Raw genomic sequence first — 23,757 nt, 5'->3', positions numbered from 1 at the left:
GGAAACCTATTATTTATGACCCTTACATGGTTTTTTTCTACAAAATAGAGATTGACAATCAGATTTTTTGGTTGATTTTAAAAATTTCTGGTAGTCTTTTTCATAAAGATAAATATGAATTGTATGATGATTCCTTAGAGTTGGTTAATAATTTCCCTAGCCGTTCATAACGGAGAACATTCTTGCCATATACAGCCTTTAATTGAGCAGATGATATCAGTTTGTATATTCATAATATTATTTTGGAAACTCCCTGAACAGCTCTTCGATCTCATTCTACTCAAAGGATGTATTATTGCAAGTGCCGCAAATTAATAGTTAATATTGGGGTACTTGAAATCTCACTTCTTTATGTGAAAAAAATTCTTTCAATAAAACAGACCGCATTTAATTTTCCTCGACAATTAGAATTTAAAAATGATACTTACTTAACGTAAATTTAGAGTTTAACTTGGGTAACAAATCGGGCAAATAATAACATTAGGTTAAAACCTGCTCCATTGCCATAAGAATCCTATCTTTGATTATAGATATTGAAATATGACCGTACGAAAGCTATTATATGTTGTTGGGGGAGCACTTTTACTAAGCGCATGCAGCCAAATTACCCACAAAACCATTACCGAAACCCAATATCCCGAATTAGGGACCTTGGGCATCTATAAAAACTATGCCCTGCAGACCATTTCCAATTCCAAAACAGTGGTCGATTTGGAAAAACCCTTGCGATTGGTAGCATCCCTTCAAAAAGTTGAAAAGCGGAAAATCTTTACCAAAAAAGATTCACTTCCTAACTCCAAAAAGGACAGCCTGCTTGTTTCCCTAGAAATCCTTGATAAAATCTCCCTAGTAGATATGCTGAACAAAGACAAGGAAATGGTACGTTACCTAAAAGGGGGAAATGATTTTGGAGTAGTTACAGAAGTCACTTTAGATTTACCGGATAACCAACGAAGAAGTATAGCTTCTGCCGAAGAAGTCTACTTAGTCCAAAACAAACAAAAGACCCTCTCCATAGAGGTTAGAAATGGAAATAAAGTTTCCGAGACCATCGAATTCAGTCAAGGAAATATCATTGCCTACGAAGCTTCTCATTTTTGTTGGGGAACTTCCAATGGCTATAAGGTGCGTATTATGGATTTGGTTGAGCAAGGCCGGAGCTGCGGGGAGGATCAATATAAATCGGCCAAGAGAGCAGAACGTAAAACGGAGATTAGATTTTAATGAAGAGATTATTTTTTTACATAGCCATTATAGCAACGGTAGCTGCATGTGATGAGGAAGGCGGATTGTTGATAGAAACCGACATTAGTAATCGGACCGTCACTCTTATAGCTCCTTCAAACAATAGCGAAGTCGCTACCAATACCGTATTTTTCGATTGGAGCGCGGTAGAAGATGCCACATCTTATGAATTTCAAATCGCTACACCCAATTTCGAAAATCCTGCCCAACTGTTGGCCAATACGCAGGACACGGTCACTTCGAGCGAAGTAGCTTTGAATATTGGCACCTACGAATGGCGGGTGAAAGCCTTGAACAGCAATTACGAAACAGCCTACACCACCGCAGCATTTCAGGTGGTCCCTGTGCAAAATTTTCCAGATAATACGGTGATCCTTACTGATCCCGCCAATAATCTTGCAGTGAATAGTGCCACACAAACCTTGCAATGGCAAGTGGTAGATGGAGCTACCCTGTATCGCATTCAGCTGTTGCAAAATGGTTCCGTAGTAGATGAACAAACTACGAGTAGCACCCTGTTGGATGTTACTTTCGCTGAAGGAGAAAACACTTGGCAAGTGCGTGCCGAAAATGGTACCGAAAACACCCTGTATTCAGCAAGGGATATTTTAATAGATCTTACCGCACCCAATACTCCTTCCTTAACAGCCCCGGCTGATGAAGCGGTACTAACTACAGGGCAAGTGTCTTTTGAATGGACCCGAACGCCCATTTCGGGAAGTGTAGAAACCGATAGTATTTATGTATATCGTGATGAAACCCTTACCGATTTGGTGTTGAAAGATCAAGCTAGCGCTCCCTACGATGCCACCTTGGACAATAATACCTATTACTGGCAAGTTCAGGCGTTCGATGAAGCCGGAAACCAAAGCACCGGAAGCAGTGTATTCAGTTTTACTGTAAATCAATAAGTCTTTTGAAAAACAAAAAGAACATACGGATTTTACTTCCCTTGGTAGTAGCCATCTGGGCACTTCTTATTTATAAAATGGTAGATGCTTTTTCGGATGATAGCAATCCGGTAGCCCAAACACAGATTGGAAGTTTTAAGGCGCCCGACATTAAACCGAAGGAAGAATTCTCGTTGCTGGCCGTAGAAAGCGATCCTTTCTTAGGAACGGTATATAAAAAGAAGCGCAAAAAAACTTCCGGAGCTACCTCTTCAGCACCCAAAAAAGATATCGCTTGGCCCACTATTCAGTATTTGGGGCTGGTAGCAGATGGGGGTTCCAGTGACAAGGTCTTCATCATTAGTATTAACGGTCAACAGCAGTTGATCCGGTCTGGGGAAACGTTGGAAAATGTAAAAGTGATCCGGGGAAATAAAGAGAAAATCACCCTGCGTTTCGAAGGTCAGACCCAAGAATTTTCGATAATGTGATGCGTTTCAAAAAAATAAAAGCTTCGGCCCTACAGTTTGCCATTCTGGTGTCTGTCATATTAGCCTTGCTTTTAGGTTCCTTCATCACCCTCACCCATACCCATCAGTTTTTTGGTATCCAATCCCAACTATTTCTAGAGACTATTTCCCATGCCCATGCCGGGATGGAGCAATCCTTGCAATCCAATACCCAAATAAAAGATTCCATCGTTTTGGAGCAGGAAGACCATACCACTATATTGAAAAAAGGTCATTGGGGTGGATTCCTAACACGATCCAGCACATCCCGTAGTAAGAGTAAATCCTTTTCCCAAATGGCTTTGGTGGGTAGTACCGTAGAAGAGCCGAGAACGGCTCTGCATGTTGCCGATCCCCAACTTCCGCTAGTCGTTGTGGGAGATACAAAAATTGAAGGAGCCGCCTATATCTCGGACAAGGGCATTAAAGCTGGAGTCATTTCGGGCCACTATTACAATGGGAAGGAATTGGTGCGAGGTCCCATTCGGCGGAGCAATGGATCCTTACCAGAATTAGATTCGCAATGGAGAACCCATACAGAACAATTGCTGAGGCCAGGGCCTGTACTTTCAGAATTTATGGGGACACTAAAGGAAAAAAACACCCAATCCTTTCAGGAACCTTCCTTAGTCATCTATGAACCCAGCACCTTGTATTTGGTTCAAGAATGCATAGGGAATATCATATTAAAAAGTGAAACCGAAATCGTGGTTTCCCGTCTTGCCAAATTAACAGACGTAGTGCTCATAGCACCAAAAATCACCATAGAAAGAGGCTTTAAGGGTAATGCCCATTTCCTAGCGAGTGAGTCCATAAAAGTTAATGAAAATGTACTATTGCAATATCCGAGTTCATTGGTAATTTTAAATACCAAGGAATTGGAAGATGCCCCGATTCCGAAAGGAAAGGAACCGCTCTACATTTCGAAGAACAGTGAAGTACACGGCAATATTATTTATCTTCCAAAGACTTTTGAAAATCATTCGAACACCAATGTGTACATCAGCGAGGATACCTTTGTACAAGGAAGCATTTATGTAAAAGGAAATTTAGGTCTTGCGGGCACTGTAATGGGTAATGCTTATACCCAGCGTTTTGTAACCAACGAATTCGGTTCACGCTATATCAATCATATTTACAACGGTAAATTACTGGGCAACGACCTGCCGAATGTGTTTTGCGGATTGCCATTTCAAAATAAAAAGAAAGGAGTAGTGAAATGGCTTTATTGAAAAAAATAAAAGCAGCAACCATTGTAGAGATTTTGGCAGCTTCTGCCATTATCGTTACGGTATTCACTATTGCCAGTCTTAGTCTGAACAATGTATTTAAAGGAGTGGTAAAAGGCAATGATTCCGAATTTCAGAACCGATTGAAGGAACTAACCTATCTCACCAAACATCAAAAAATAGCGGTTCCCTATTACGAGGACAACGAACAATGGGATATCGCCATAGAAAAACAAGAAGGGGTTTTTATTCTGGAAGCCGTACATAAACCTTCCAAAAAGGAAACCCAACGACTGATCCATGAAACGATTCGCTAAAATACCTGCTTTCACCCTCACCGAACTCATGGTGGCCATGACCCTATCTACGGTAGTCATAGGCATTGGGTATACCGTTATGGGGTTGATTAGCCGGAATATTGTTGCCATTCAGAATAACTATAGTTCGAGTACCCAAATAGAACTATTAGAACAGCAAATGACTGTAGACTTTCATAGATATCATGATATTTCTTATGATCCGATAGAACGCACCTTGAAAATGAAAAACCCCATAGACTCCATTTCCTACACATTTTCGGAGCAGGTATTACTTCGACAGACCGATACGGTACTTTCGCAGGGAATAGCACCGAAATATTTTTGGCAGGGAACGGAAGTGACCAAGGGAAATATCGATGCCTTGAAAATGGAATGGGGCCCGGAAGAAAAAAAATCCTTTTTGTTTCTTTACCAAGAAATAGACGCCGCTAGATATATGACAACGAATGGGAATTAAATTAGAGAACATAGCAGACCAAAATCGAAGCACCTCCAAAGAGGAAAAAGTGAGCTTCATGAATCGGGAAATTACACTTTTTGGCAAAGGGATGTCCCATCGTGCCAAGGAGGATTTTTATGCCGAGTTGAGTGTTTTGCTGAATTCTGGAGTGAACTTGAAAACCGCCTTGGATCTCATTTCGGACATGCAACGGAAGAAAAAAGACCAGAGTCTCATTCAAGAAATCTCTAACGAAATTGTAGCCGGAAGTTCCTTGTACGATGCTTTGGAAAAGAATTCGAACTTCTCCTCCTACGAATACCAAGCCATAAAGATTGGAGAACGTACCGGGCAACTCCCGAAGATCGTAGACGACTTACGGGAATACTTCAATCGCAAGAATGAACTGCGCAGGCAATTGGTATCTTCCCTATCCTACCCGGTAATCGTTTTAATTCTGGCCGTTGTGGTAGTGTTTTTCATGCTTCGTTATGTCGTACCTATGTTTGTGGACATCTTTAAACAAAACCAGGTAGAACTGCCTTGGCTTACCCAACAAATTGTGAAGGTTTCCACATTGGTTACGGGCAATGGACTTGTTATCCTACTGGTCATAGGTGGGCTCATTTTATTGGTAAAATGGGCTTCGACTACAGAATGGTACTATCGCCTTATTGGGAAGTTTCAATTGAAAATCCCCACTTTGGGCAACTATTTCCGAAAGGTATACCTCATCCAATTCACTCAAGCCATGGCTCTATTGACCAATGCCAAAATTCCGGTAGTGAATGGCATCGCTCTGGTTAGGGAAATGATTCGCTTCTATCCGTTGGAAAAGACATTACATACTATTGAAAAAGATCTCATTCAAGGATCCAAACTGAATGATAGCTTTGCCAAACACCCTTTTTACGACAAGAAGATGATTGCTTTATTGAAGGTGGCCGAAGAAACCAACCAAACAGAGTATATCTTCCAAAAGCTCTACGACCAATACGCTGCCGAGATTAAGTACAAAGGGCAAATGATGACCACCGTCTTCAACTTCATGCTCACCCTAATCGTAGGTATTATTGTGGCTGTGATCCTTATCGCTATGTATTTGCCTATGTTCAAACTAAGCAGTTTGATTGGCTAAACATGACCATTGTCATGGTTTCCCTTAGACGTATACTCCACCTTTGCACGAGGTATAAGCAAATTGGATTATTATGTCGACCTGTTTCCACTGTGGGGATGCATGCACAACGGACACTATTCATTTTCAGGATAAAGCATTCTGTTGTAATGGTTGTAAAACCGTTTATGAAATTCTGAACGAAAACGATCTTTCCTACTACTACGATCTAGAACAAAATCCCGGTACGTCCCCTTCCCGAATCGAACATAAATTCGACTTTCTACAGAATCCAGAAATTGCGAATAAACTTCTGGACTTTAATGAGGATGGCATACAGGTGATTGAATTGTACATTCCGTCCATTCATTGTAGTTCCTGTATTTGGGTACTGGAACATTTGGGAAAGTTACATCCGGCTATTAAAGCCGCCCAAGTCAATTTTCCGAAGAAAAAAGTACGCATTACCTTTTCTGAAGAAAACTTTGGGGTCTACAAATTGGTTCGACTGCTATCCAATATTGGTTATGAACCCTATATTTCCTTGGAAGATACCACCCAAAAACAACGAAAGGTAGATCGTAGTTTGATCTACAAACTGGGTATTGCAGGTTTTGCTTTTGGAAATATTATGTTCCTCTCCTTCCCCGAGTATTTCGAAGTGAATGAATTTTGGCTGGAGCGTTTTAAGCACATCTTCCGATGGTTGATGTTCGCGTTCTCCCTTCCCGTGGTGTTCTACTCGGCCAAGGATTACTTTATATCAGCGATCAAAGGATTGCGATCAAAAATCCTGAACATAGATGTTCCCATTGCTATTGGAATTACCGTACTTTTCATCCGATCCACATTCGAAATTGCTTTAGATATCGGAACTGGGTTTTTCGATAGTCTTACGGGGCTGGTTTTCTTCCTGTTGTTGGGGAAATTCTTTCAGCAAAAAACCTACGCCTTCCTGTCGTTTGAACGTGACTACAAGTCCTATTTCCCAGTAGCAGTTACCCATTTGAAAGGTGGTCGCGAAAAACAGACTCCCGTAAGCGAACTTCAACCTGGGGATCGCATCCTCATTAGAAATGAAGAGTTGATTCCTGTAGACGGTATTCTCATGAAAGGAGATGCCCTAATCGATTACAGCTTTGTTACGGGAGAAGCGGATCCAGTGGCCAAAGTTTCTGGAGATAAGTTATTCGCAGGAGGAAGGCAGCAATCGGGTATCATCGAATTAGAGGTCATAAAATCTGTGGAGCAAAGTTATCTCACTCAATTGTGGTCCAACGAGGTCTTTCAACAAAAAAATACCTGCCGATTCGAAACCCTCACCGATGGCATTAGCAAGTATTTTACGGTTACCATTCTTCTCATAGCGTTGGCAGCTGGCACCTTTTGGTTCTTTTATGATCCCTCCATGGCCCTCAATGTTTTCACAGCCGTTCTTATCATAGCCTGTCCTTGTGCAATTGCGTTAGCCGCTCCTTTTACCTTGGGGAATCTACTGCGCATCTTCGGAAGGCATAAATTATATCTAAAAAACAGCAGTATCATTGAGCAAATGGCTCAATTAAATACTATTGTATTCGACAAAACAGGGACGCTTACCAAGGCACAAAAAAATGTCATTACCTATGAAGGGACAGCGCTATCGGAAGAAGAACAAAAGTTGCTTGCTGGAACTTTGCGTGCCTCCAATCACCCTTTGAGTCGTTCCTTGTATGAGCTTCTGAAGAAGAACGGAATAAGTACTTTGGACGAGTATTCTGAAACCGTTGGGCATGGGATTGAAGGCTCCTATCAAAATCGACATATAAGAGCAGGCTCCCATGCATTCGTATCTGAAAGTTTTGGCAATAATGACACCTTAACGAATGGTTCTATAAATCGAACTACAGTTCATATAAGCACCCAAGATCAATACAAAGGGTACTATACCTTCTACAACGATTACCGGGAAGGAGTGGAACAACTTTTTTCATCCTTAGATCCGCAATACAAGCTAATCGTGCTTTCGGGAGATAATGATAGTGAAAAGGAACATCTGGAATCCTTACTTCCTGAGCAAACCCGGTTCTATTTCAATCAGAAACCCGAAAATAAATTGACATTCATTACCTCACTTCAACAACAAGGGAAAAAGGTGATGATGATAGGGGACGGCCTTAATGATGCAGGAGCCCTGGCGCAAAGTGATGTAGGTATTGCCCTTTCAGAAAATGTAAACGTATTCTCCCCTGCTTGCGATGGAATTCTGGATGCAGATCGCTTTCGGCAAATCCCCGAATTCCTTTCACTTTCCCAAAAAGGAGTGCGTGTAATTAAATACGCTTTTCTCTTTTCATTGCTCTACAACCTTATTGGGTTAGGCTTTGCTATTACAGGATATTTAAAGCCCGTCGTAGCTGCCATTTTAATGCCTTTGAGTTCGATAAGCATCGTAGTGTTTACAACCGTTTTCACCTATTTCTTGGGTAAAAAATTGAATTCACATCCAGACTGTTAGAACTATTTCACCAAAGCTGACAAATGTCATCTTTTTTCAAGGGATTCCCACCTAGTTTTACGCCGTATTTCAGGTAGGTATGAGTATCATTTATATGCTTTTAGCAATTAGCGTTATCGTCGCTTTAGTCTTCTTTGTCGCCTTTATTATTTCGGTGAAAAAGGGGCAGTATGACGATACCTATACTCCCTCCATCCGCATGTTGTTTGACGATGAAGTAACCCCCGAAAATCTTGAAACCAAGAATAAACAACAAAACCAATCATTAAAAGAACAATCGTAAATATCAATGGAAGTACAACAGTTTTACTACGACAATAAAGTTGTCCGAAAATTTATAGTAGCCACTATGTTTTGGGGCATTATTGGGATGAGTGTAGGCTTGTTATTGGCCTTCATGTTTTTATTCCCCAACCTAACCGATGGCATTTCCTGGTTAAGCTTTGGCCGCTTGCGACCCTTACACACCAATGCGGTCATCTTTGCCTTTGTAGGGAATGCCATTTTTGCTGGTGTTTATTACTCAACGCAGCGCCTTTTGAAAGCCCGAATGTGGAAGGATTGGCTGAGCAATTTCAATTTCTGGGGTTGGCAGCTCATCATCGTCGGTGCCGCCATTACACTGCCGTTAGGTTATACCACCTCCAAGGAATACGCCGAATTGGAATGGCCTTTCGATATTGCCATTGCCTTGGTTTGGGTTGCCTTCGGGGCTAACCTCGTCGGTACCATTCTTAAAAGAAGGCAAAGGCACCTTTATGTAGCCATTTGGTTCTATCTGGCCACCTTTGTAACGGTCGCGGTATTGCACATTGTAAACAGTATCGAGATCCCTGTAAGTGCCCTAAAGAGCTACTCGGTGTATGCAGGTGTACAGGACGCCTTAGTACAATGGTGGTACGGGCATAATGCGGTGGCATTTTTCCTTACGACACCTTTCCTTGGATTAATGTACTACTTCGTACCCAAGGCGGCGAACCGACCCATTTATTCATATCGCCTTTCCATAGTGCACTTCTGGTCCTTGATATTTATTTATATCTGGGCGGGTCCCCACCATTTATTGTACTCTTCCCTTCCCGATTGGGCCCAAAACCTTGGGGTGGCCTTTTCGGTTATGCTCATCGCTCCTTCCTGGGGAGGGATGATCAATGGATTGCTCACCTTGAGAGGGGCCTGGGATAAGGTCCGTACCGATCCCGTTTTAAAATTCATGGTTGTCGCCATTACCGGATATGGTATGGCCACCTTCGAAGGACCCATGTTATCACTTAAAAACGTAAATGCCATCGCCCACTTTAGCGATTGGGTGATTGCCCACGTGCATGTAGGAGCTCTGGCTTGGAATGGATTCCTCACCTTTGGTATGGCCTATTGGTTGGTTCCCAAATTGTTTAAAACCAGGCTATGGTCCACCAAACTCGCCAATACCCACTTCTGGGTTGGAACCTTAGGAATCATTCTTTATGCTTTACCCATGTACGTGGCTGGATTTGTACAGGCTTCTATGTGGAAGCAATTCAATCCGGATGGTACCCTTACCTACGGTAATTTCCTAGAAACTGTAAGCGAAATCATTCCTATGTACTGGATGCGTGCCATTGGTGGTAGCCTCTTTATTGTAGGAGCTATCATTGGAGTATACAACCTTTATAAAACAGCTAGGGCTGGGCAAAAAGTGACGGACGAATTGGCCGAAGCAGCTCCGCTGCAACGTGTCACCAAGAAACGAACCGTTAAGGAAGGATATCATACTTGGTTGGAAAGACGCCCCGTGAAGTTGACCATCTATGCTACCATCGCCATCCTTATTGGGGGTATGGTACAGATCATTCCATCGCTTATGGTAGATGATTATGTCCCTACCATAACGAGCGTGAAACCTTATACACCCCTCGAACTAGAGGGACGTGACCTGTACATACGGGAAAGTTGTAATGCCTGTCATTCACAAATGGTACGACCCTTCCGAAGTGAGGTGGAAAGGTATGGTGAATACGCCAAGGCGGGAGAATTTGTGTACGATCACCCCTTCCTCTGGGGAAGTAAAAGAACAGGTCCCGACCTCCTGCGGATTGGTGGAAAATACAGTGATAATTGGCACTTGAATCACTTCTATGATCCACAAAGTACCTCCTCTGGTTCCATTATGCCATCCTATAAGTGGCTCATTAAAAATGAACTTGACAAGAGCAAGACCGAAGCCAAAATGAGGGTGATGCAATCCTTAGGTGTGCCTTATACATTGGAGGATATAGAACGTGCACAAGAATGGATGGCCGAGCAGGGAACACAGATTGAACAGAATCTTTATTCTGACCCTGACTTTGCCAAAACCTATGAAGCCGATAAGAAATATGCTCAAGAAAATGGTGAAGACTTTGTTGAAATGCGCAATCGCGAAGTGGTGGCCTTGATCGCCTATTTACAACGCTTGGGAACCGATATAAAAGTGAAAGCGCCAGAAGAAACCACAGCACAACTAAACCAATAAACCATGTTAAAGTTCGTAAAACAGAATTTGGAGCAGATCGACGGGGTCGAAGTCTACCCTATTATCTCCCTACTCATATTTTTCATCTTTTTTGCCGCTCTTTTTTGGTGGGTTTTCACTGCCAAAAAACAACACATAAAAGAAGTTAGTAATCTTCCTTTGGATGACTCCATTTCAAATAATAACACCTTATGAGAACAACAGCCTCCTATTTAAGAGTATTCCTTTTTGTCGCTATCGCGGCTGTATTCCTAATGTTCATCTTGTCCCCTGAGGCGCCTTTGAAAGCCTTCACTAACCTTATGTTCTGGGGTGTCATCGGTTTATTGGGGCTGCTAATGATTGTGGCCGAGATTTGTATCGGAGCCTTACAGGCAATCCTATATAAAAGCTTGGATGCAGATGCCCAAAAAAGGTATGAAGAGCAAAGACAATTGGCAGATGCCAACCGCTTTAAATGGTTTAGGGAAACCTATAAAAAACTATTAGGGAGTAAACCATTAGAAGAAGAGCATGAGATCATTTTAGATCACAATTACGACGGAATCAAAGAGCTTGATAACCGATTACCACCGTGGTGGCTGTATGGTTTTTACGCTACCATCATTTTTGGGGTCGTCTATATGGTGCGTTTCCACATTTTCAATGACTATACACAGGCCGAAGAGTATGAAACCGAAGTGGCCATTGCCCAAGCCGAAATTGAAGAATGGAAGAAAACTGCCAAGGATTTGGTCGATGTAAATACAGTAACACTACTCACCGAAGCTGGCGATCTCACAGCTGGAAAGAACATTTTTAATGAAAGCTGTGTAGCCTGCCACAAAGCCGATGGTGGTGGCGGAATCGGCCCTAACCTTACCGATGAGTATTGGATTCTTGGTGGCGGTATTAAAAATGTGTTCAATACCATTTCTGAAGGAGGACGTGACGGAAAAGGAATGGTGGCTTGGAAAAGCGAATTGAAACCTTCGCAAATTGCCCAAGTCGCTAGTTATTTATTGACTTTGCAAGGAACGACCCCAGCAGAACCCAAGGCTGCCGAAGGAGAGATTTGGGTAGATCCCGAAGCTCCCGTAGAGGAGATTCCCGAAAAAGTGACCGATTCAACTACTGTAGAAACCTCAAACTAAATTGGAAACACCGGAAGGCGAAATATTCAGGGATAGCATAAGCACCGTTACCGCGGAAGGGAAACGGGCATGGGTATTTCCAAAAAAACCGGAGGGAAAATATTACGAATGGCGAAAAATTGTAAGCTATGTGCTACTAGCCATTTTGTTCGTTTCCCCCTTCCTAAAAATAGGCGGCAACCAGTTCCTTATGTTCAATGTTCTGGAACGCCGTTTCAATATATTCGGACAACCCTTTTGGCCGCAGGACTTCCACCTATTCGTGATCATGATGATCATCGGTGTTATTTTTGTAGTCTTTTTTACCGTAGCGTTCGGGCGTTTGTTCTGTGGCTGGGTCTGTCCACAAACCATTTTTATGGAAATGGTTTTCCGAAGGATCGAATATTGGATCGATGGGGACCGTGGGAAACAGATTCGCCTTTCCAAAATGCCTTGGAATGCCGTAAAGATCCGGAAAAGAACCCTTAAATGGTCCATTTTCTTTATCATTTCCTTTCTCATTGCCAATGTATTCTTGGCCTATCTCATAGGGAGCGATCAGCTGCTAAAGTACATCACCAATGGACCTCAGCATCATCTAAGCACCTTCGTTTCCCTGCTCATTTTTACAGGAGTATTCTTTTTCGTATTTGCCTGGTTCCGGGAACAGGTCTGTATTATCGCATGCCCCTACGGAAGATTGCAGGGAGTCCTTCTTGACACCAAAAGTATTGTTGTGGCTTACGACCATAAACGGGGTGAAAAGGAAAAAGGCCGAGCAAAATTCAAAAAGAATGAAAATAGACCCGAAACAGGCAAGGGAGATTGTATCGATTGCTTTCAATGCGTGCATGTATGCCCAACTGGGATTGATATTAGGAACGGAACCCAATTGGAATGTGTGAATTGTACCGCTTGCATTGACGCCTGTGACAAAATGATGGATCACGTTGGCCTTCCCAAAGGACTTATCCGTTACGCCAGTGAAGAAAATATTGAGAAAAAAGCAAAGTTTCGATTCACCCCGAGATTAAAAGGATACAGCGTCGTTTTGGGAATCCTTGTAGCCGTATTAATCGGAATGTCATTCCTTCGGAATGATGTAGAGGCTAATATCCTTAGGTTACCCGGGCAATTGTACGAACATAAAGAAGGGAATATCATTAGCAATGTCTACACCTACAAGCTGGTGAACAAAACGACCTTGGATATTGAGGATGTTACCTTCAAATTACTATCTCACAAAGGCACGATTACTGTCGTTTCCCATGAACAGTTCTCCATTCCGAAGCAGGATTTGGCCGAAGGAACATTATTTATTGAAGTGAACGCTGCCGCCCTTAGTGGTGACAAGGACCGATTGGAAATTGGCGTTTACAGTGGAGACGACTTAATAGAAACTACGACAACGGCCTTTTTAGGGCCAAGGAGTTACCGATAAAGAAAATGAATTCGACAAAAAACAATAGATCATGAAATGGAATTGGGGAACGGGAATCGTCTTGGGAATGATGGCTTTTATAGGATTTATCCTCTACTTCGTCATTACTATGACCACCCAAAAGAAATTCGATCACGACTTGGTAACCGAGGCTTACTACGCCAAGGAAATGGTATACCAACAGGAGATTGATGCGGAAAGCAACCTTCAGGAATTCGATGAGGTGATGAAGGGTGAACGTGTAACTGAGGGGTGGAAGATTACATTTCCTTCAGAAGTAGAACCAAGTAAGGTACAAGGAACGGTGTTCCTATATCGACCGTCCAACCAGAAACTGGATATAGAATTTCCATTAGTTCTATCTTCATCCAATTTGCTCATACCTGACAAATTTTTGGTGGACGGTCGTTGGAACATCACCATCGATTGGAAGTATCAAGGAAAGGATTACCTGTACAAACAAAAAATTACGTATTAATGTGGTATTCGGCCCTCATATTTGGTCTGTTGGGAAGCTTTCATTGCGTGGGCATGTGTGGGCCGATTGCTTTTCTATTGCCTATAGATCGAAAGAATCCTACGAAACGATTCTTTCAGATTCTTAGCTATCACTCCGGTAGACTCCTCACGTATTCCCTTTTGGGCTTGGCCATTGGCTGGGTGGGTAGCAATCTTGAATGGTTTGGGTTTCAGCAACAGGTTTCTATCGCGATCGGAATTTTGATGATCGCTGTAATACTCCTTCCCGCCAAAACCTTCAATAAATACAATCTTTCGAAACCCATGTATCGATTCGTGGGAAAAATAAAAAGCGAATTGGGCACTAGATTGAAAAGGAAAAATCCAAGTACCTTTTTCACCCTGGGTTTTCTGAATGGTTTGCTGCCTTGCGGACTGGTATACATGGCCATTTTTGGAGCATTAGCGTTAGGAAATGCTTGGAAAGGAGGTCTGTACATGGTCTTGTTTGGAATAGGAACCATCCCCCTTATGACCACAGCTGTCTATTTGGGCAATTTCCTGAGTGTGAAGGCCAAAAAAAGGATTGTGAAATGGATTCCTGTCGCTGTCGTGGCCATCGGAGTTTTGTTCATTCTTCGAGGGATGGGATGGGATATTCCCTTCGTTTCCCCTTCAGAATTGGTGGCCCTAGAACAGGTGGGCACAGAAAATAATTGTCATTAACACACCTGCTTTTTTAGCAGGGCTTAAAAAAGAAATAATCATGGAAACACTTATCACATTACCATGGGTAGATTGGGGCATGGGGTCCGTACTTATCGGAGTTTTTGCCGTAGTCGTATTTGTCATGGTATTCATCGTACTGGGTATGATGAAAAGTAAAAAGAAAGCGAAGAAATCGGAAGCCGAGGAAACCGAATAATGAATATCCCTCCAAACTAACGGGGGCTTAGCTATACCGTCATGGAAAATAGTTGGGTCCCTGGTTTTTTGCGTTGTAGGCGTAAATCGAAAGGCAGGCAAATATTTCGGACGAATACTCGCCCTTTTTCAGTAATACGAATGCCATTGGGAAGTAATAAGACCAAGCCATCTTTTTCCAATTCGGAAAGTTTTGTAATCACTTGTGGAATTTCTTCAAAATAAAGGGATGTATCTTCCCAATAGGTTTCGAAACGGCACATAATATTGAGAATATGCTTTCTTACCATCAAGTCTTCTTCCGTAAGCAAGTGGCCTCGATACACCGGTAAAATACCATTATTGACCATCTCCTGGTATTCCTCTACACTTTTCACGTTCTGAGCAAAGCCATACCAGCTATCGCTAATGGCCGAAACGCCAAGACCCAGCATTAATTGGGTGGGATTGGTTGCATATCCCATAAAGTTACGATGTAGTTTCCCTTGTTGCTGTGATAGGTACAGATCATCCGTGGGTAATGCGAAGTGATCCATCCCAATTTCTACATAACCGGCTTTGAGTAGTAGATCTTTTCCCGTTTCGTATTGAAGCCGTTTTTGCTCCGCACTCGGGAGATCGGTTTCTTTAAAACCCCGTTGTCCGTTTCCCTTAATCCATGGTACATGGGCATAACTGTAAAAGGCAATGCGATCGGGTCGTAATAGAATGGTCTTCTCAATGGTGCTTATCACATCCTCTTGTGTCTGAAAAGGAAGTCCATAAATAATATCATGTCCTACCGAGACATACCCTTCTTCCCGAGCCATGGTGGTCGCCCGTTCTACATTGATAAAGGGCTGAATTCTATGAATGGCTCTCTGCACCCTTTCATTATAATCCTGAACCCCATAACACACACGGGTAAAACCATGCGAAGCCAATACCTGCAAATGTTCCCGCTTGGTATTGTTGGGATGACCTTCGAAACTCCCATCGAAATCCACGGCCTTTTTGGCAACGCTAAAAATTCCGCTTAGGAGTCGATCCAGATGATCGGGTGAGAAAAAAGTAGGGGTTCCCCCGCCCAAATGCAACTGACTAACAAGTGGTCTCTCTCGCAATAGATCCACATACAATTGCAATTCTCGAATTACAGCCCTAAGATAGGGAACCTCTACTTCGTGATTTTTAGTAATGCGCTTGTTGCATCCGCAAAAGGTGCACATGCTTTCGCAAAACGGTAAATGAATGTACAAACTGATTCCTTCCCGGTCCTTGCTTTGGTTAAAACTTTCCGTAATGGTTCCCTTCCAACCCAACAACGAAAAGGTGTCGGGATCCCAATAGGGAACGGTGGGATAGCTCGTATACCTTGGCCCTGGAACATTGTATTTAGATACCAGTGTGCACATATTTTTTATTAGAATAAAAAGTTAAGGGCAGCAAGAAGGGCACAAACCCCTAAACTTACAATGAGCAGATTTAAAACCACCTTAGGCTTCTGTACCGAAAGTATGGAAGCCAACAAGGCATTGCATACAGCAACTACAAGGAAAATCTGTAGCATCTGGAACAATGTATTGCCATGGGTGAAAATTGCCATCACAGCCATGGAACCTAAACAAGTTGATGCAATAATGGATAATGCCGCATACAGCATAAAGTTCTCGTTCCAATCACTGCTCAGTTTGTTGTAAAATGCTTTCATCTGTTTTTGATTTTTAATGATGGGTCAAAACTAGAGGAAGCGAATGGCCTAAAATATGACGGAAGTCAGTGTTTGGTTTTTAGCAACAAAAAACCCGGACTTTCGCCCGGGTTCCAGATTAATCTCAAAAATAGTAGTTCGTGCCTACCTTACTACTATTAGAAACTCTGTCCGTTATAGGCATTTTGAATAGATCGACGGTCTTCGAATCTAAAGTCGTTAAAGGCAAAGAAACCACACGCTCTCATAACGGTATTGGTAAAGTTTCCGTTATTTCCTCCTGTGCCCGGAATGATTTCTATGATATTTGGATCGATATCGCTCAACCCATCATTACAGCTTACGCGGGTCAAATAATCGCCATGGGCCAAACCAATGGTATGCCCCATTTCATGTTGAATTAACACCGTAATATTCTGTTGAGAATAGGTATCGGTAATGTCATTAAGTCCGATCAGGAATCCGGGATTTCCGTTACTTGGGAATAGCGCCCTTCCGTCGGCACCCCCCACGAAATTGTTGTCATCGTCATTAAAGATCACCGCGTCAAGGGTTCCATTATTAAGGCCGTTCATGATTTGACTACCACTTCCAATGAAAAATTGGAAATTTAGTTTCGCGGTATTCAACGCGTCGTAACGCTGAATGGCAGTAATCGCAGCATTGATCTGTTTCCAACTAAGGGCATCGGTTCCATTGTAAGGAAGTCCGTATACCAAAGTTCTTTTTCCAAAAGAGGGGAAAGAAACCCGACTTTTGGTAATACGCAAACGAGAGTCATGATCTTCCTCAGAATGGCTGTCCCACTCCTTAAGTTGACGGTAGGAAACAAATTGATCGTCTATTAAAATACCAGACAGGTCCCTTCCGAAGAAATTGCCTTCTACTTCCTGAACTATCTTGCTGGACGGCACAATAGAATTTGCGGCCAACTTAAAAATCTGATCATGGGTAAGCTCCACCTCATTACTGTTTACAGTGGAGTTTGCAGACTCTTGCACTTCAATGTCTTCTGCTCCCCCTTCTTTTTCGCAAGCATAGAAGGATACGAGAAGACAACTTAGTGCTATTAACCTAACCGTTAAAGATTTTCTAGTCTTTCCTTTTGAATGTTTCATCATATTTAAAATTTGAGTTAATTTTTTCCAAAACTCATCAGTATTTGCTTCAAAAGGAAATAAATATTCAATCGGATATTTTGAATAATTCAGGTGTTTTTAAAACAAGTTTAAGTTTTAAATATTTGAAAATCAATCTTTTATGAAAATGAAAAAATGAGGGGAAATTCTGATTTTTATATTATTTCAGAGTATAACAGAACTGTTTTAGTAAGTAATTAGGAATTAGGTATTACCGCAATATTGTCCTTTTCTGAAGGTTATGATCAAGAAGTTTTCGATTGCAGCCAGTCCAGTATACCGATTTTTTCATTCAGCGTTGCATCTTCCACTTCCAATAGGAGACCATCTATTTCGGCATACAACTCTTGGAAGAGTTTCGACTTCTCGGCATCGGAATAATAGGGTTTAATTTTATGCAGTCCATTTAAAATGGATCGCTCCAATGTAAAGAGGCGCTCTTTGTTTTTCAGGAAGTATTTACTGGTACTTATAAGATGCGGGATTAGGTAATGATTCCCCATATCGTGATTGATCATTACTCTGAGAATGTTTCCGCAAGAAATGAAAAGAGAAGTAGGATTGGATTTTTCGTCGGATATGGCCACGCAAAAGGAATTAGCTTTGCTTAAATCTCCCATGAGAAAATGCATTCGCGCAAATCCTAATAAGATCTCAAGGCGAATATTAGGACTTAACAGTTCGTCATAGGTATTGTACAATTCCTGCAACTTCGGGAACTCAGAGATAAAAGCATCCACATCCTTTTTCAACCATACATAGTTCAATTTAAGACTTGCCATGAATTGAAATGTCATTGCATCTGTGTACGAATCGATTTTTCCCACATATTGCGTAGCCAAGGCCTCAATTTTAGGAAAGGTCTCTTCAAAAGGAAGGGTTTCTGAAAGATTCATGCTGGAATCCAGATAATTGTTCAACGCTCGTATCTGAAGCAGGTAATCATTTCTATAAGGAGAAGGGTAATCACTTAAATGCTCATAGGCCAGCAATGAGTATCTTTTGCATTCCTGAAAATCATTGTCCCCCAAATGCGCCAAGGATTTTGCCCGATAATAGTAGTAGACCGCTAAGACCGACTTCGGTTTTTTGTTCCCCTTCAACAATTCGTGATCCTTAAATTCTAATAAAGGCTTTCGGTTTTTGATCCGCTTGTCCAAGAACTGATAATGTAGTTCGACCACCTCGTTAGACAACAACTTATAGGACTCTAGATTAAAGGATAATTCCAACAATTCTTTCAACTCTATAGTGGCTTCCTTAAAATTGTTCTTCCCTTTTCCATAATTGAAAAGGCGGTATTCCAACGCTTTCCTTTGGGCCTGGCAACATACATTGAAATCGCACTTTTCCCTGCCGATTTTCTTGATCTTATCCAGCTTCCGCTTCGCTTTTACATAGAGTCCGTTTTTGAGTAGGACTTCGAGCTCTACCACCTCATTCTGAAGGGCCACGTCAGAAAAAGGATCGTCTGTAACTTTAAGATGGTCCAATAATTCCTGAAATAGCTCATACTTAATGGCGTTGTACTTTTTTGGCTCTAGATGATTTTTCTCAAGGAACTTAACTTTATTAAAAGATCGTTTTTTGAGCGCTTCCAAAAGCTTCAGTTTGATTTCCTTATTGCTGAGGTGAGCATCGTTAAGGCTGCGTTTAAAGGAATTGAATCGCTTTGGTTTTAGCCCTTTTACCAGTATGTAGAGGTCTGCTTCTTCAGATTTTGACATGTTGAGGAGTTCTTATAGAATGACACAGCAAATTTGGGGATGCTTGACCAGCGATCATGTCAATTATCCAGTGGGGAGGGCTAAATGTAGTATTTAATTATAACATGCACAGAATGAGATACACGAGCTACTCATTTCACTCCATGAAACGCCTATTACCATCATTTCAAAACAAAAGCCTTACTGAGTTATATAGGCGAGGAAAAGTAAGTTTCATCAATAAAAGACTGAACTGTTATGCCGAAATATTTATCCAGGAAAGAACTCTACCAAGATGCTGTCCTGTACATATGGAATGAATACGAAGAACAATTTTTTTGAATCCCATTTCGCCCTAAAATCACATCTGTTGCCTCCTACCACTTTTAAGTTTTCAATCTGGTGATAAAAATTTGGCATGTGATCTTTTGAAGTGTTGAGGGCAATGGGGAGGATAGAGTCGGTTCCGAAAAAACCATAAATTAAAAGGTTATTATTGCTGTAGCTGGACAATCTAACCGTAGATATCCCTTTTGAAATGTATTCTACAGACTCGTATCTTTTCAATTTGACGCTACCCCCTTCAACAATGGTCTTTTTCGCAGGAACCGAGGGAGAAAAACAAGCAATGAGAACTTTGCTATCTCCATAGTATCCCAAATTTGTGATTTGCTGATAGCCTTGTTTATAGTTTTTCCAAAATGAATAGGATATGGGCGTACCCGGGGGTAATTTAAGTACAGTATCCCAAGTGGGGGTTACTAAGGATATTTCTTGCCCATAATTGTTGAGCACTTCAACGCTCCAAAGTAAGGGTCCGCGCTTGGGTTGATTTACATAAGCATATTCTCCCTTAGTGAGACTTGTCGTATCACGATTAAAATAAATGAGGTGCTTACCGAAACCAAAAATGAATAATAAAAAGAAAAGCCCTATTATGCGCGTTGGATAATAGGGCCTTATTTGAAGTTTACTGAATACGAGCATCGAATGTTGCCCCTTTGGTTAATGAAACATTAACAATAAACATCGTTTGTCCGAAGAAATTTTGAGACATCTGGTATGTATTTCCCGTCTCGAAAACTGCATTGTCCAAATTTTGCCATGCTGGAGGAAGATTCCCCTTGTTCGTGTTCAAAAAGACGGGAACCGGCTTATTACCTCCAATAATTAAAATTGCCAAGGTGGCAGCCGTAGAGCGTGCCTCCAAGGTCAACGTTTGTATACTAGAAGTAGTTTGTGCACCAATAGATTGGTATTGTTTAACCGTTGTGGGTGTATTCACCAGCTTTTCATTAGGGCTTGTACTTAATGCGTACCAGCCAGAAAGCAAAGCTGTGTCCTGCTGAGTATTTAGGTTATTCACCTGAATCACATTATTCCCAAATTGTTGTACAATTGGGTACACCACAGGAGATCCCGCAGGAACATTCTGTGTCTTTGAATCGGACCCGTATAGAAGCTGAGCTTGTACCGAGTAGTTTCCATTTGGCGTAATGGTAATTACATTGTACCCTTCTGTGGCAACATTTGTTTGAGATGTTTCGTTTGCAGGTACCTCTACCGGAGGAACATTCATAAACATATCCTTTACCTGAGCTTGAGTTGCTATTGACATAATATTTTGTTTTTGGTACCCTTGTTATTTGGCCATGAGGGTTTAGCCACGTTTTTTAGAGTGATCTCTGCTTCACTTTGTACTGCTTTTAGTAATGTTTCAATGCACCTATATTATATTCATCCTGTAAACACAGTAGGGTTTATGGCCTTGAATACATTACGTAAAACGAAAGTTGAAAGTAATTTGCTAGCTATTATTTCTTATATAAAAGTATTGATGCACAATTGCTTACAGGAAAAAAATGGAATGAAACAGTGGTTTTTAGCCACGAAGTGGAGAGAATGAAGAAAATAAATCTTAGCTCATATGCCAAGAGCTAGCTAAAGGGTAGAAAGATTATTTCTGTGGTAGGTGCGCTAGTAGAAATATCGATAATGCCCCTCTATTTTAAGGTTCGGACCTTTTTCAGGATTTCTTTGTATTTATGGCTAAGCGTAACTTTATGATTTCCCGATAACAAAATAAGGTTGTCTGCGGGCACTATCTCCAGAATTTTATGGGTATTCACAATGAAGTTTCTGTGCGTTCTACAGAAAATCCTATCATCTAACATCTTTAACATTTTAGTAAGTGATATTAGAATGACAAATTTTTCCCTTTCGGTCACAATATTGCAGTACTTTTCTTCCACTTCTATATAAATGATTTCGTTTAGAAGTACCTTCTTTAAAGACTTGCCCTTTTTTATAAATAAGTATTCGGTGCTTATGACTGTATTCTCTTCTTCACCCAAAAACACCTCATTTTGTTCGTAAAACCGTTCTATGGCCATTTCGATAGCGTACAAAATCTCCAATTCGTTAAAGGGCTTTATTAAATAGCTAAAGGGCTGGGTGAGTTTTGCCCTTTCGAATATTTTACGGTCTGTGGAACTGGTTAAAAACACAAAGGGTTTTGATGCGTTCGGGGTAATATTGATAGCCTCGGCGAAAGAAATCCCATCCGGAACCCCGTTTAAAAAAATATCGATAATGACTACATCTACTTTCGAATTGTAGAATAAGGTCATTGCATCCTTAAAATTTCGCGCCACCCCAACGACTTCATAGTTATTCTCCAAAAGCATTTTGACCAAAGAACTGCTTTCCGACGGGACATCTTCTACAACAAGTACATTTACGTTAGTCATTTTTTTCTGTTTTAGGTAAAGACACAATAATCTTTGTACCATGCCCAGGTTTACTTTCTATATTGAATTTCCCATTATTTTTTCGAATCACAGACTTACAGAGTTGTAAACCAAGCCCCGTACCCTTTGCATCCTTGTGCTTCCTTTTTGGGAGTACGGCAGTATCCTTTAACAAGGCCAATCTTGTCTCTTCACTCATTCCCGACCCTGTATCTTCAATTACTAAATCTACATAGCCTTCATACGTATTTGCAGTAAATACTTGAATTAATCCATTGGTATTGGAAAATTTTATTGCGTTGTCCAGTACATTTCTTAAAACAAGTTTTAAAGATTCCTGATCTGCAAGGACCCTGTCCTTCTTCGAAACTTTATTCTCAAAGCGTATGTTCTTTTCAATCATTAAAGGCTTATAGTTGTACACCATTTGTTCTACAAGGGGATAAAGCCGAAGGGGGGCAATCTCAAAATAGGATTGCTTGGTTTGTAGTAGTGCCCAATGCAACAGGTTGTCCAACAATCGATAAGCTCCGTTCACAATGGCATTATTCGTTTGCAAATCATGATCCAATCTTTCCAGGTTCTTTGCTTCTAGGTGATCTAATAATACCGTGTTGCTCTTTTTTAAGGCACTTACCGACGAACGTAGATCATGACTCACAACAGAAAACAGTTTGTCCTTCGTAGCATTTAGTTCATCCAAGTCTTCCTTTTGCGCTGTGATTATTTTATTGGCTTTTGTTTTCTCCTTATAAAAAAAGATGCCGGTAACCAGTAATAATAACAGAACAACCGCCGAATAAAATAGTCCGTTCCTTTCGGCTATTTTTATCTTGTTTTCGGCTTGCAATAAACTCACTTCTTTCTGTTTTTGTCTTACTGCAAATTGTTTTTCCAAAGCGGCTACTTCCCATATTTTATTCTGATCGTTTAAAGAATCCTTCCATTTTTCGAATTCCTTCCTATAGACCAATGCTGCCTTAAAGTCTTTTCGGTTTTCTTCTACCACGGCCATGTTAAGGGCTGTTCTTCGTTTTGGTTCGAAGTCCTTTACTTTTTTAGATAATTCGTATGCCTTTTTAAAATAGGGAATCGCCAAATCGTCCTTATACTGAACGTAATACAGATTGGCAATGTCACCGTAGGCTCCTATAATAAGCAACGTATCCCCTTCCGACTCCTGCTTTTTCGCGCTTTTAATGAGATAGGATTCTGATGCATCGAATTCCTCTAAATGCAAATAACAGATTCCTAGATTATGCGCTATCGCACTATTTCTTATGCCAAAGAGTTTGTAGGTGTCCAGCGATTCTATTACCTCAAATAATTGAATTGCTTTTTTAAATTCTTTTTGTTCCAAAGCGATCTCCCCCAAATTGAGCGTAACAAAATCCCGAAAGCGGAAAGACTCAGAAATTGAGGCAAACTCCTTATAGGACTCATTGAATAATTTTTTCTGTTTAAAACTGTATCCCCGAAAAAAATGGGAATAGTCTTTTAGTTCGGTATTTTCCGATGACGTACTCAAATGTTTGTCCGAATACACCAAAGTAGAATCCCATTCCTTATTCAAGAAGAAGAATCGTGCCCGATGAAAATACGTCTCGTCACTAAATTTATCACTCTTATTTTTCAGCTCTGTTTCAAAAACCGAGGTTCCAGTTTTTAACTGAGAAAAAAGTAGTGTGGGGAAAATAAAAAATAGGGAAACAAGCGGCACTGTTATAAAAAACTTCATACGCTTGTTAATTTAGTAGCAATTTAGCCAAATTTAGAATAGAAAAAAAGCAGAG

General features: G+C 41.1%; 24 protein-coding genes. 16 read left to right on the top strand and 8 right to left on the bottom strand.

Features of this window, described 5'->3' with window-relative positions:
• Positions 1 to 540 precede the first annotated feature (540 nt).
• The 16 genes from POV27_RS14245 to POV27_RS14170 all read left to right on the top strand — a co-directional run bounded on the left by POV27_RS14245 (position 541) and on the right by POV27_RS14170 (position 14,680).
• Positions 541 to 1,224: a hypothetical protein gene (locus POV27_RS14245; protein WP_272863459.1), complete on the top strand. Its 684-nt coding sequence runs from the start codon at positions 541 to 543 to the stop codon at positions 1,222 to 1,224.
• A complete protein-coding gene (locus POV27_RS14240; protein ID WP_272863458.1) occupies positions 1,224 to 2,156 on the top strand; it encodes a hypothetical protein in 933 nt (310 codons plus the stop codon). The genes POV27_RS14245 and POV27_RS14240 overlap by 1 nt, the downstream gene beginning before the upstream one ends.
• 5 nt (positions 2,157 to 2,161) lie before the next feature.
• Complete coding sequence (locus tag POV27_RS14235) at positions 2,162 to 2,626, top strand: hypothetical protein (RefSeq protein WP_272863457.1); 465 nt, start codon at positions 2,162 to 2,164, stop codon at positions 2,624 to 2,626.
• A complete protein-coding gene (locus POV27_RS14230; protein ID WP_272863456.1) occupies positions 2,626 to 3,876 on the top strand; it encodes a hypothetical protein in 1,251 nt (416 codons plus the stop codon). Before POV27_RS14235 ends, POV27_RS14230 begins: the two co-directional genes overlap by 1 nt.
• Entirely contained in the window at positions 3,873 to 4,190 is a 318-nt protein-coding gene (locus POV27_RS14225) for a hypothetical protein (RefSeq protein WP_272863455.1), read from the top strand. Before POV27_RS14230 ends, POV27_RS14225 begins: the two co-directional genes overlap by 4 nt.
• Complete coding sequence (locus POV27_RS14220) at positions 4,174 to 4,650, top strand: PulJ/GspJ family protein (protein WP_272863454.1); 477 nt, start codon at positions 4,174 to 4,176, stop codon at positions 4,648 to 4,650. Before POV27_RS14225 ends, POV27_RS14220 begins: the two co-directional genes overlap by 17 nt.
• On the top strand, positions 4,640 to 5,770 hold the full coding sequence (locus POV27_RS14215; protein WP_272863453.1) for a type II secretion system F family protein: 1,131 nt from the start codon (positions 4,640 to 4,642) through the stop codon (positions 5,768 to 5,770). The genes POV27_RS14220 and POV27_RS14215 overlap by 11 nt, the downstream gene beginning before the upstream one ends.
• A 73-nt stretch (positions 5,771 to 5,843) precedes the next feature.
• Positions 5,844 to 8,246, top strand: coding sequence for a heavy metal translocating P-type ATPase (locus tag POV27_RS14210; RefSeq protein WP_272863452.1), 2,403 nt, complete (start codon positions 5,844 to 5,846; stop codon positions 8,244 to 8,246).
• Between the two features lie 79 nt (positions 8,247 to 8,325).
• On the top strand, positions 8,326 to 8,529 hold the full coding sequence (gene ccoS / locus POV27_RS14205; RefSeq protein WP_272863451.1) for a cbb3-type cytochrome oxidase assembly protein CcoS: 204 nt from the start codon (positions 8,326 to 8,328) through the stop codon (positions 8,527 to 8,529).
• A 6-nt stretch (positions 8,530 to 8,535) separates the two neighbouring features.
• The gene (gene ccoN, locus POV27_RS14200; protein ID WP_272863450.1) at positions 8,536 to 10,740 is read left to right on the top strand and encodes a cytochrome-c oxidase, cbb3-type subunit I; all 2,205 of its coding nucleotides are present in this window, start codon (positions 8,536 to 8,538) and stop codon (positions 10,738 to 10,740) included.
• A gap of 3 nt (positions 10,741 to 10,743) precedes the next feature.
• The gene (locus POV27_RS14195) at positions 10,744 to 10,935 is read left to right on the top strand and encodes a CcoQ/FixQ family Cbb3-type cytochrome c oxidase assembly chaperone (RefSeq protein WP_272863449.1); all 192 of its coding nucleotides are present in this window, start codon (positions 10,744 to 10,746) and stop codon (positions 10,933 to 10,935) included.
• On the top strand, positions 10,932 to 11,873 hold the full coding sequence (locus POV27_RS14190; protein ID WP_272863448.1) for a cbb3-type cytochrome c oxidase N-terminal domain-containing protein: 942 nt from the start codon (positions 10,932 to 10,934) through the stop codon (positions 11,871 to 11,873). Before POV27_RS14195 ends, POV27_RS14190 begins: the two co-directional genes overlap by 4 nt.
• Position 11,874: 1 nt before the next feature.
• Positions 11,875 to 13,296, top strand: a complete 1,422-nt coding sequence (gene ccoG / locus POV27_RS14185) for a cytochrome c oxidase accessory protein CcoG (protein ID WP_272863447.1) — start codon at positions 11,875 to 11,877, stop codon at positions 13,294 to 13,296.
• A gap of 31 nt (positions 13,297 to 13,327) precedes the next feature.
• On the top strand, positions 13,328 to 13,774 hold the full coding sequence (locus POV27_RS14180; protein ID WP_272863446.1) for a FixH family protein: 447 nt from the start codon (positions 13,328 to 13,330) through the stop codon (positions 13,772 to 13,774).
• Positions 13,774 to 14,481: a sulfite exporter TauE/SafE family protein gene (locus POV27_RS14175; protein WP_272863445.1), complete on the top strand. Its 708-nt coding sequence runs from the start codon at positions 13,774 to 13,776 to the stop codon at positions 14,479 to 14,481. The genes POV27_RS14180 and POV27_RS14175 overlap by 1 nt, the downstream gene beginning before the upstream one ends.
• Before the next feature lie 40 nt (positions 14,482 to 14,521).
• A complete protein-coding gene (locus tag POV27_RS14170) occupies positions 14,522 to 14,680 on the top strand; it encodes a hypothetical protein (protein WP_272863444.1) in 159 nt (52 codons plus the stop codon).
• A gap of 31 nt (positions 14,681 to 14,711) precedes the next feature.
• Here POV27_RS14170 and hemN read toward each other — a convergent pair whose 3' ends face one another.
• The 8 genes from hemN to POV27_RS14130 form a co-directional block, all read right to left on the bottom strand.
• Positions 14,712 to 16,073 carry an oxygen-independent coproporphyrinogen III oxidase gene (gene hemN, locus POV27_RS14165; RefSeq protein ID WP_272863443.1) on the bottom strand — a complete coding sequence of 454 codons (1,362 nt, stop codon included), beginning with the start codon at positions 16,071 to 16,073 and terminating at the stop codon, positions 14,712 to 14,714.
• A gap of 8 nt (positions 16,074 to 16,081) precedes the next feature.
• Positions 16,082 to 16,369 carry a hypothetical protein gene (locus tag POV27_RS14160; RefSeq protein WP_272863442.1) on the bottom strand — a complete coding sequence of 96 codons (288 nt, stop codon included), beginning with the start codon at positions 16,367 to 16,369 and terminating at the stop codon, positions 16,082 to 16,084.
• A 158-nt stretch (positions 16,370 to 16,527) separates the two neighbouring features.
• A complete protein-coding gene (locus POV27_RS14155; RefSeq protein ID WP_272863441.1) occupies positions 16,528 to 17,490 on the bottom strand; it encodes a M57 family metalloprotease in 963 nt (320 codons plus the stop codon).
• A gap of 263 nt (positions 17,491 to 17,753) precedes the next feature.
• Positions 17,754 to 19,235: a hypothetical protein gene (locus POV27_RS14150; RefSeq protein ID WP_272863440.1), complete on the bottom strand. Its 1,482-nt coding sequence runs from the start codon at positions 19,233 to 19,235 to the stop codon at positions 17,754 to 17,756.
• Between the two features lie 249 nt (positions 19,236 to 19,484).
• Positions 19,485 to 20,201, bottom strand: a complete 717-nt coding sequence (locus tag POV27_RS14145) for a hypothetical protein (RefSeq protein WP_272863439.1) — start codon at positions 20,199 to 20,201, stop codon at positions 19,485 to 19,487.
• Positions 20,185 to 20,832, bottom strand: a complete 648-nt coding sequence (locus tag POV27_RS14140; RefSeq protein ID WP_272863438.1) for a hypothetical protein — start codon at positions 20,830 to 20,832, stop codon at positions 20,185 to 20,187. The genes POV27_RS14145 and POV27_RS14140 overlap by 17 nt, the downstream gene beginning before the upstream one ends.
• A gap of 385 nt (positions 20,833 to 21,217) precedes the next feature.
• A complete protein-coding gene (locus POV27_RS14135) occupies positions 21,218 to 21,964 on the bottom strand; it encodes a LytR/AlgR family response regulator transcription factor (protein WP_272863437.1) in 747 nt (248 codons plus the stop codon).
• Positions 21,957 to 23,702, bottom strand: a complete 1,746-nt coding sequence (locus POV27_RS14130; protein WP_272863436.1) for a tetratricopeptide repeat-containing sensor histidine kinase — start codon at positions 23,700 to 23,702, stop codon at positions 21,957 to 21,959. Before POV27_RS14130 ends, POV27_RS14135 begins: the two co-directional genes overlap by 8 nt.
• Between the last annotated feature and the right edge of the window lie 55 nt (positions 23,703 to 23,757).

This window comes from Aureisphaera galaxeae (assembly GCF_028561275.1).
Lineage (GTDB): Bacteria > Bacteroidota > Bacteroidia > Flavobacteriales > Flavobacteriaceae > Aureisphaera > Aureisphaera galaxeae.
Note: the sequence above shows the minus strand (reverse complement) of the source record. Positions and strands in the feature narration are given on the sequence as shown.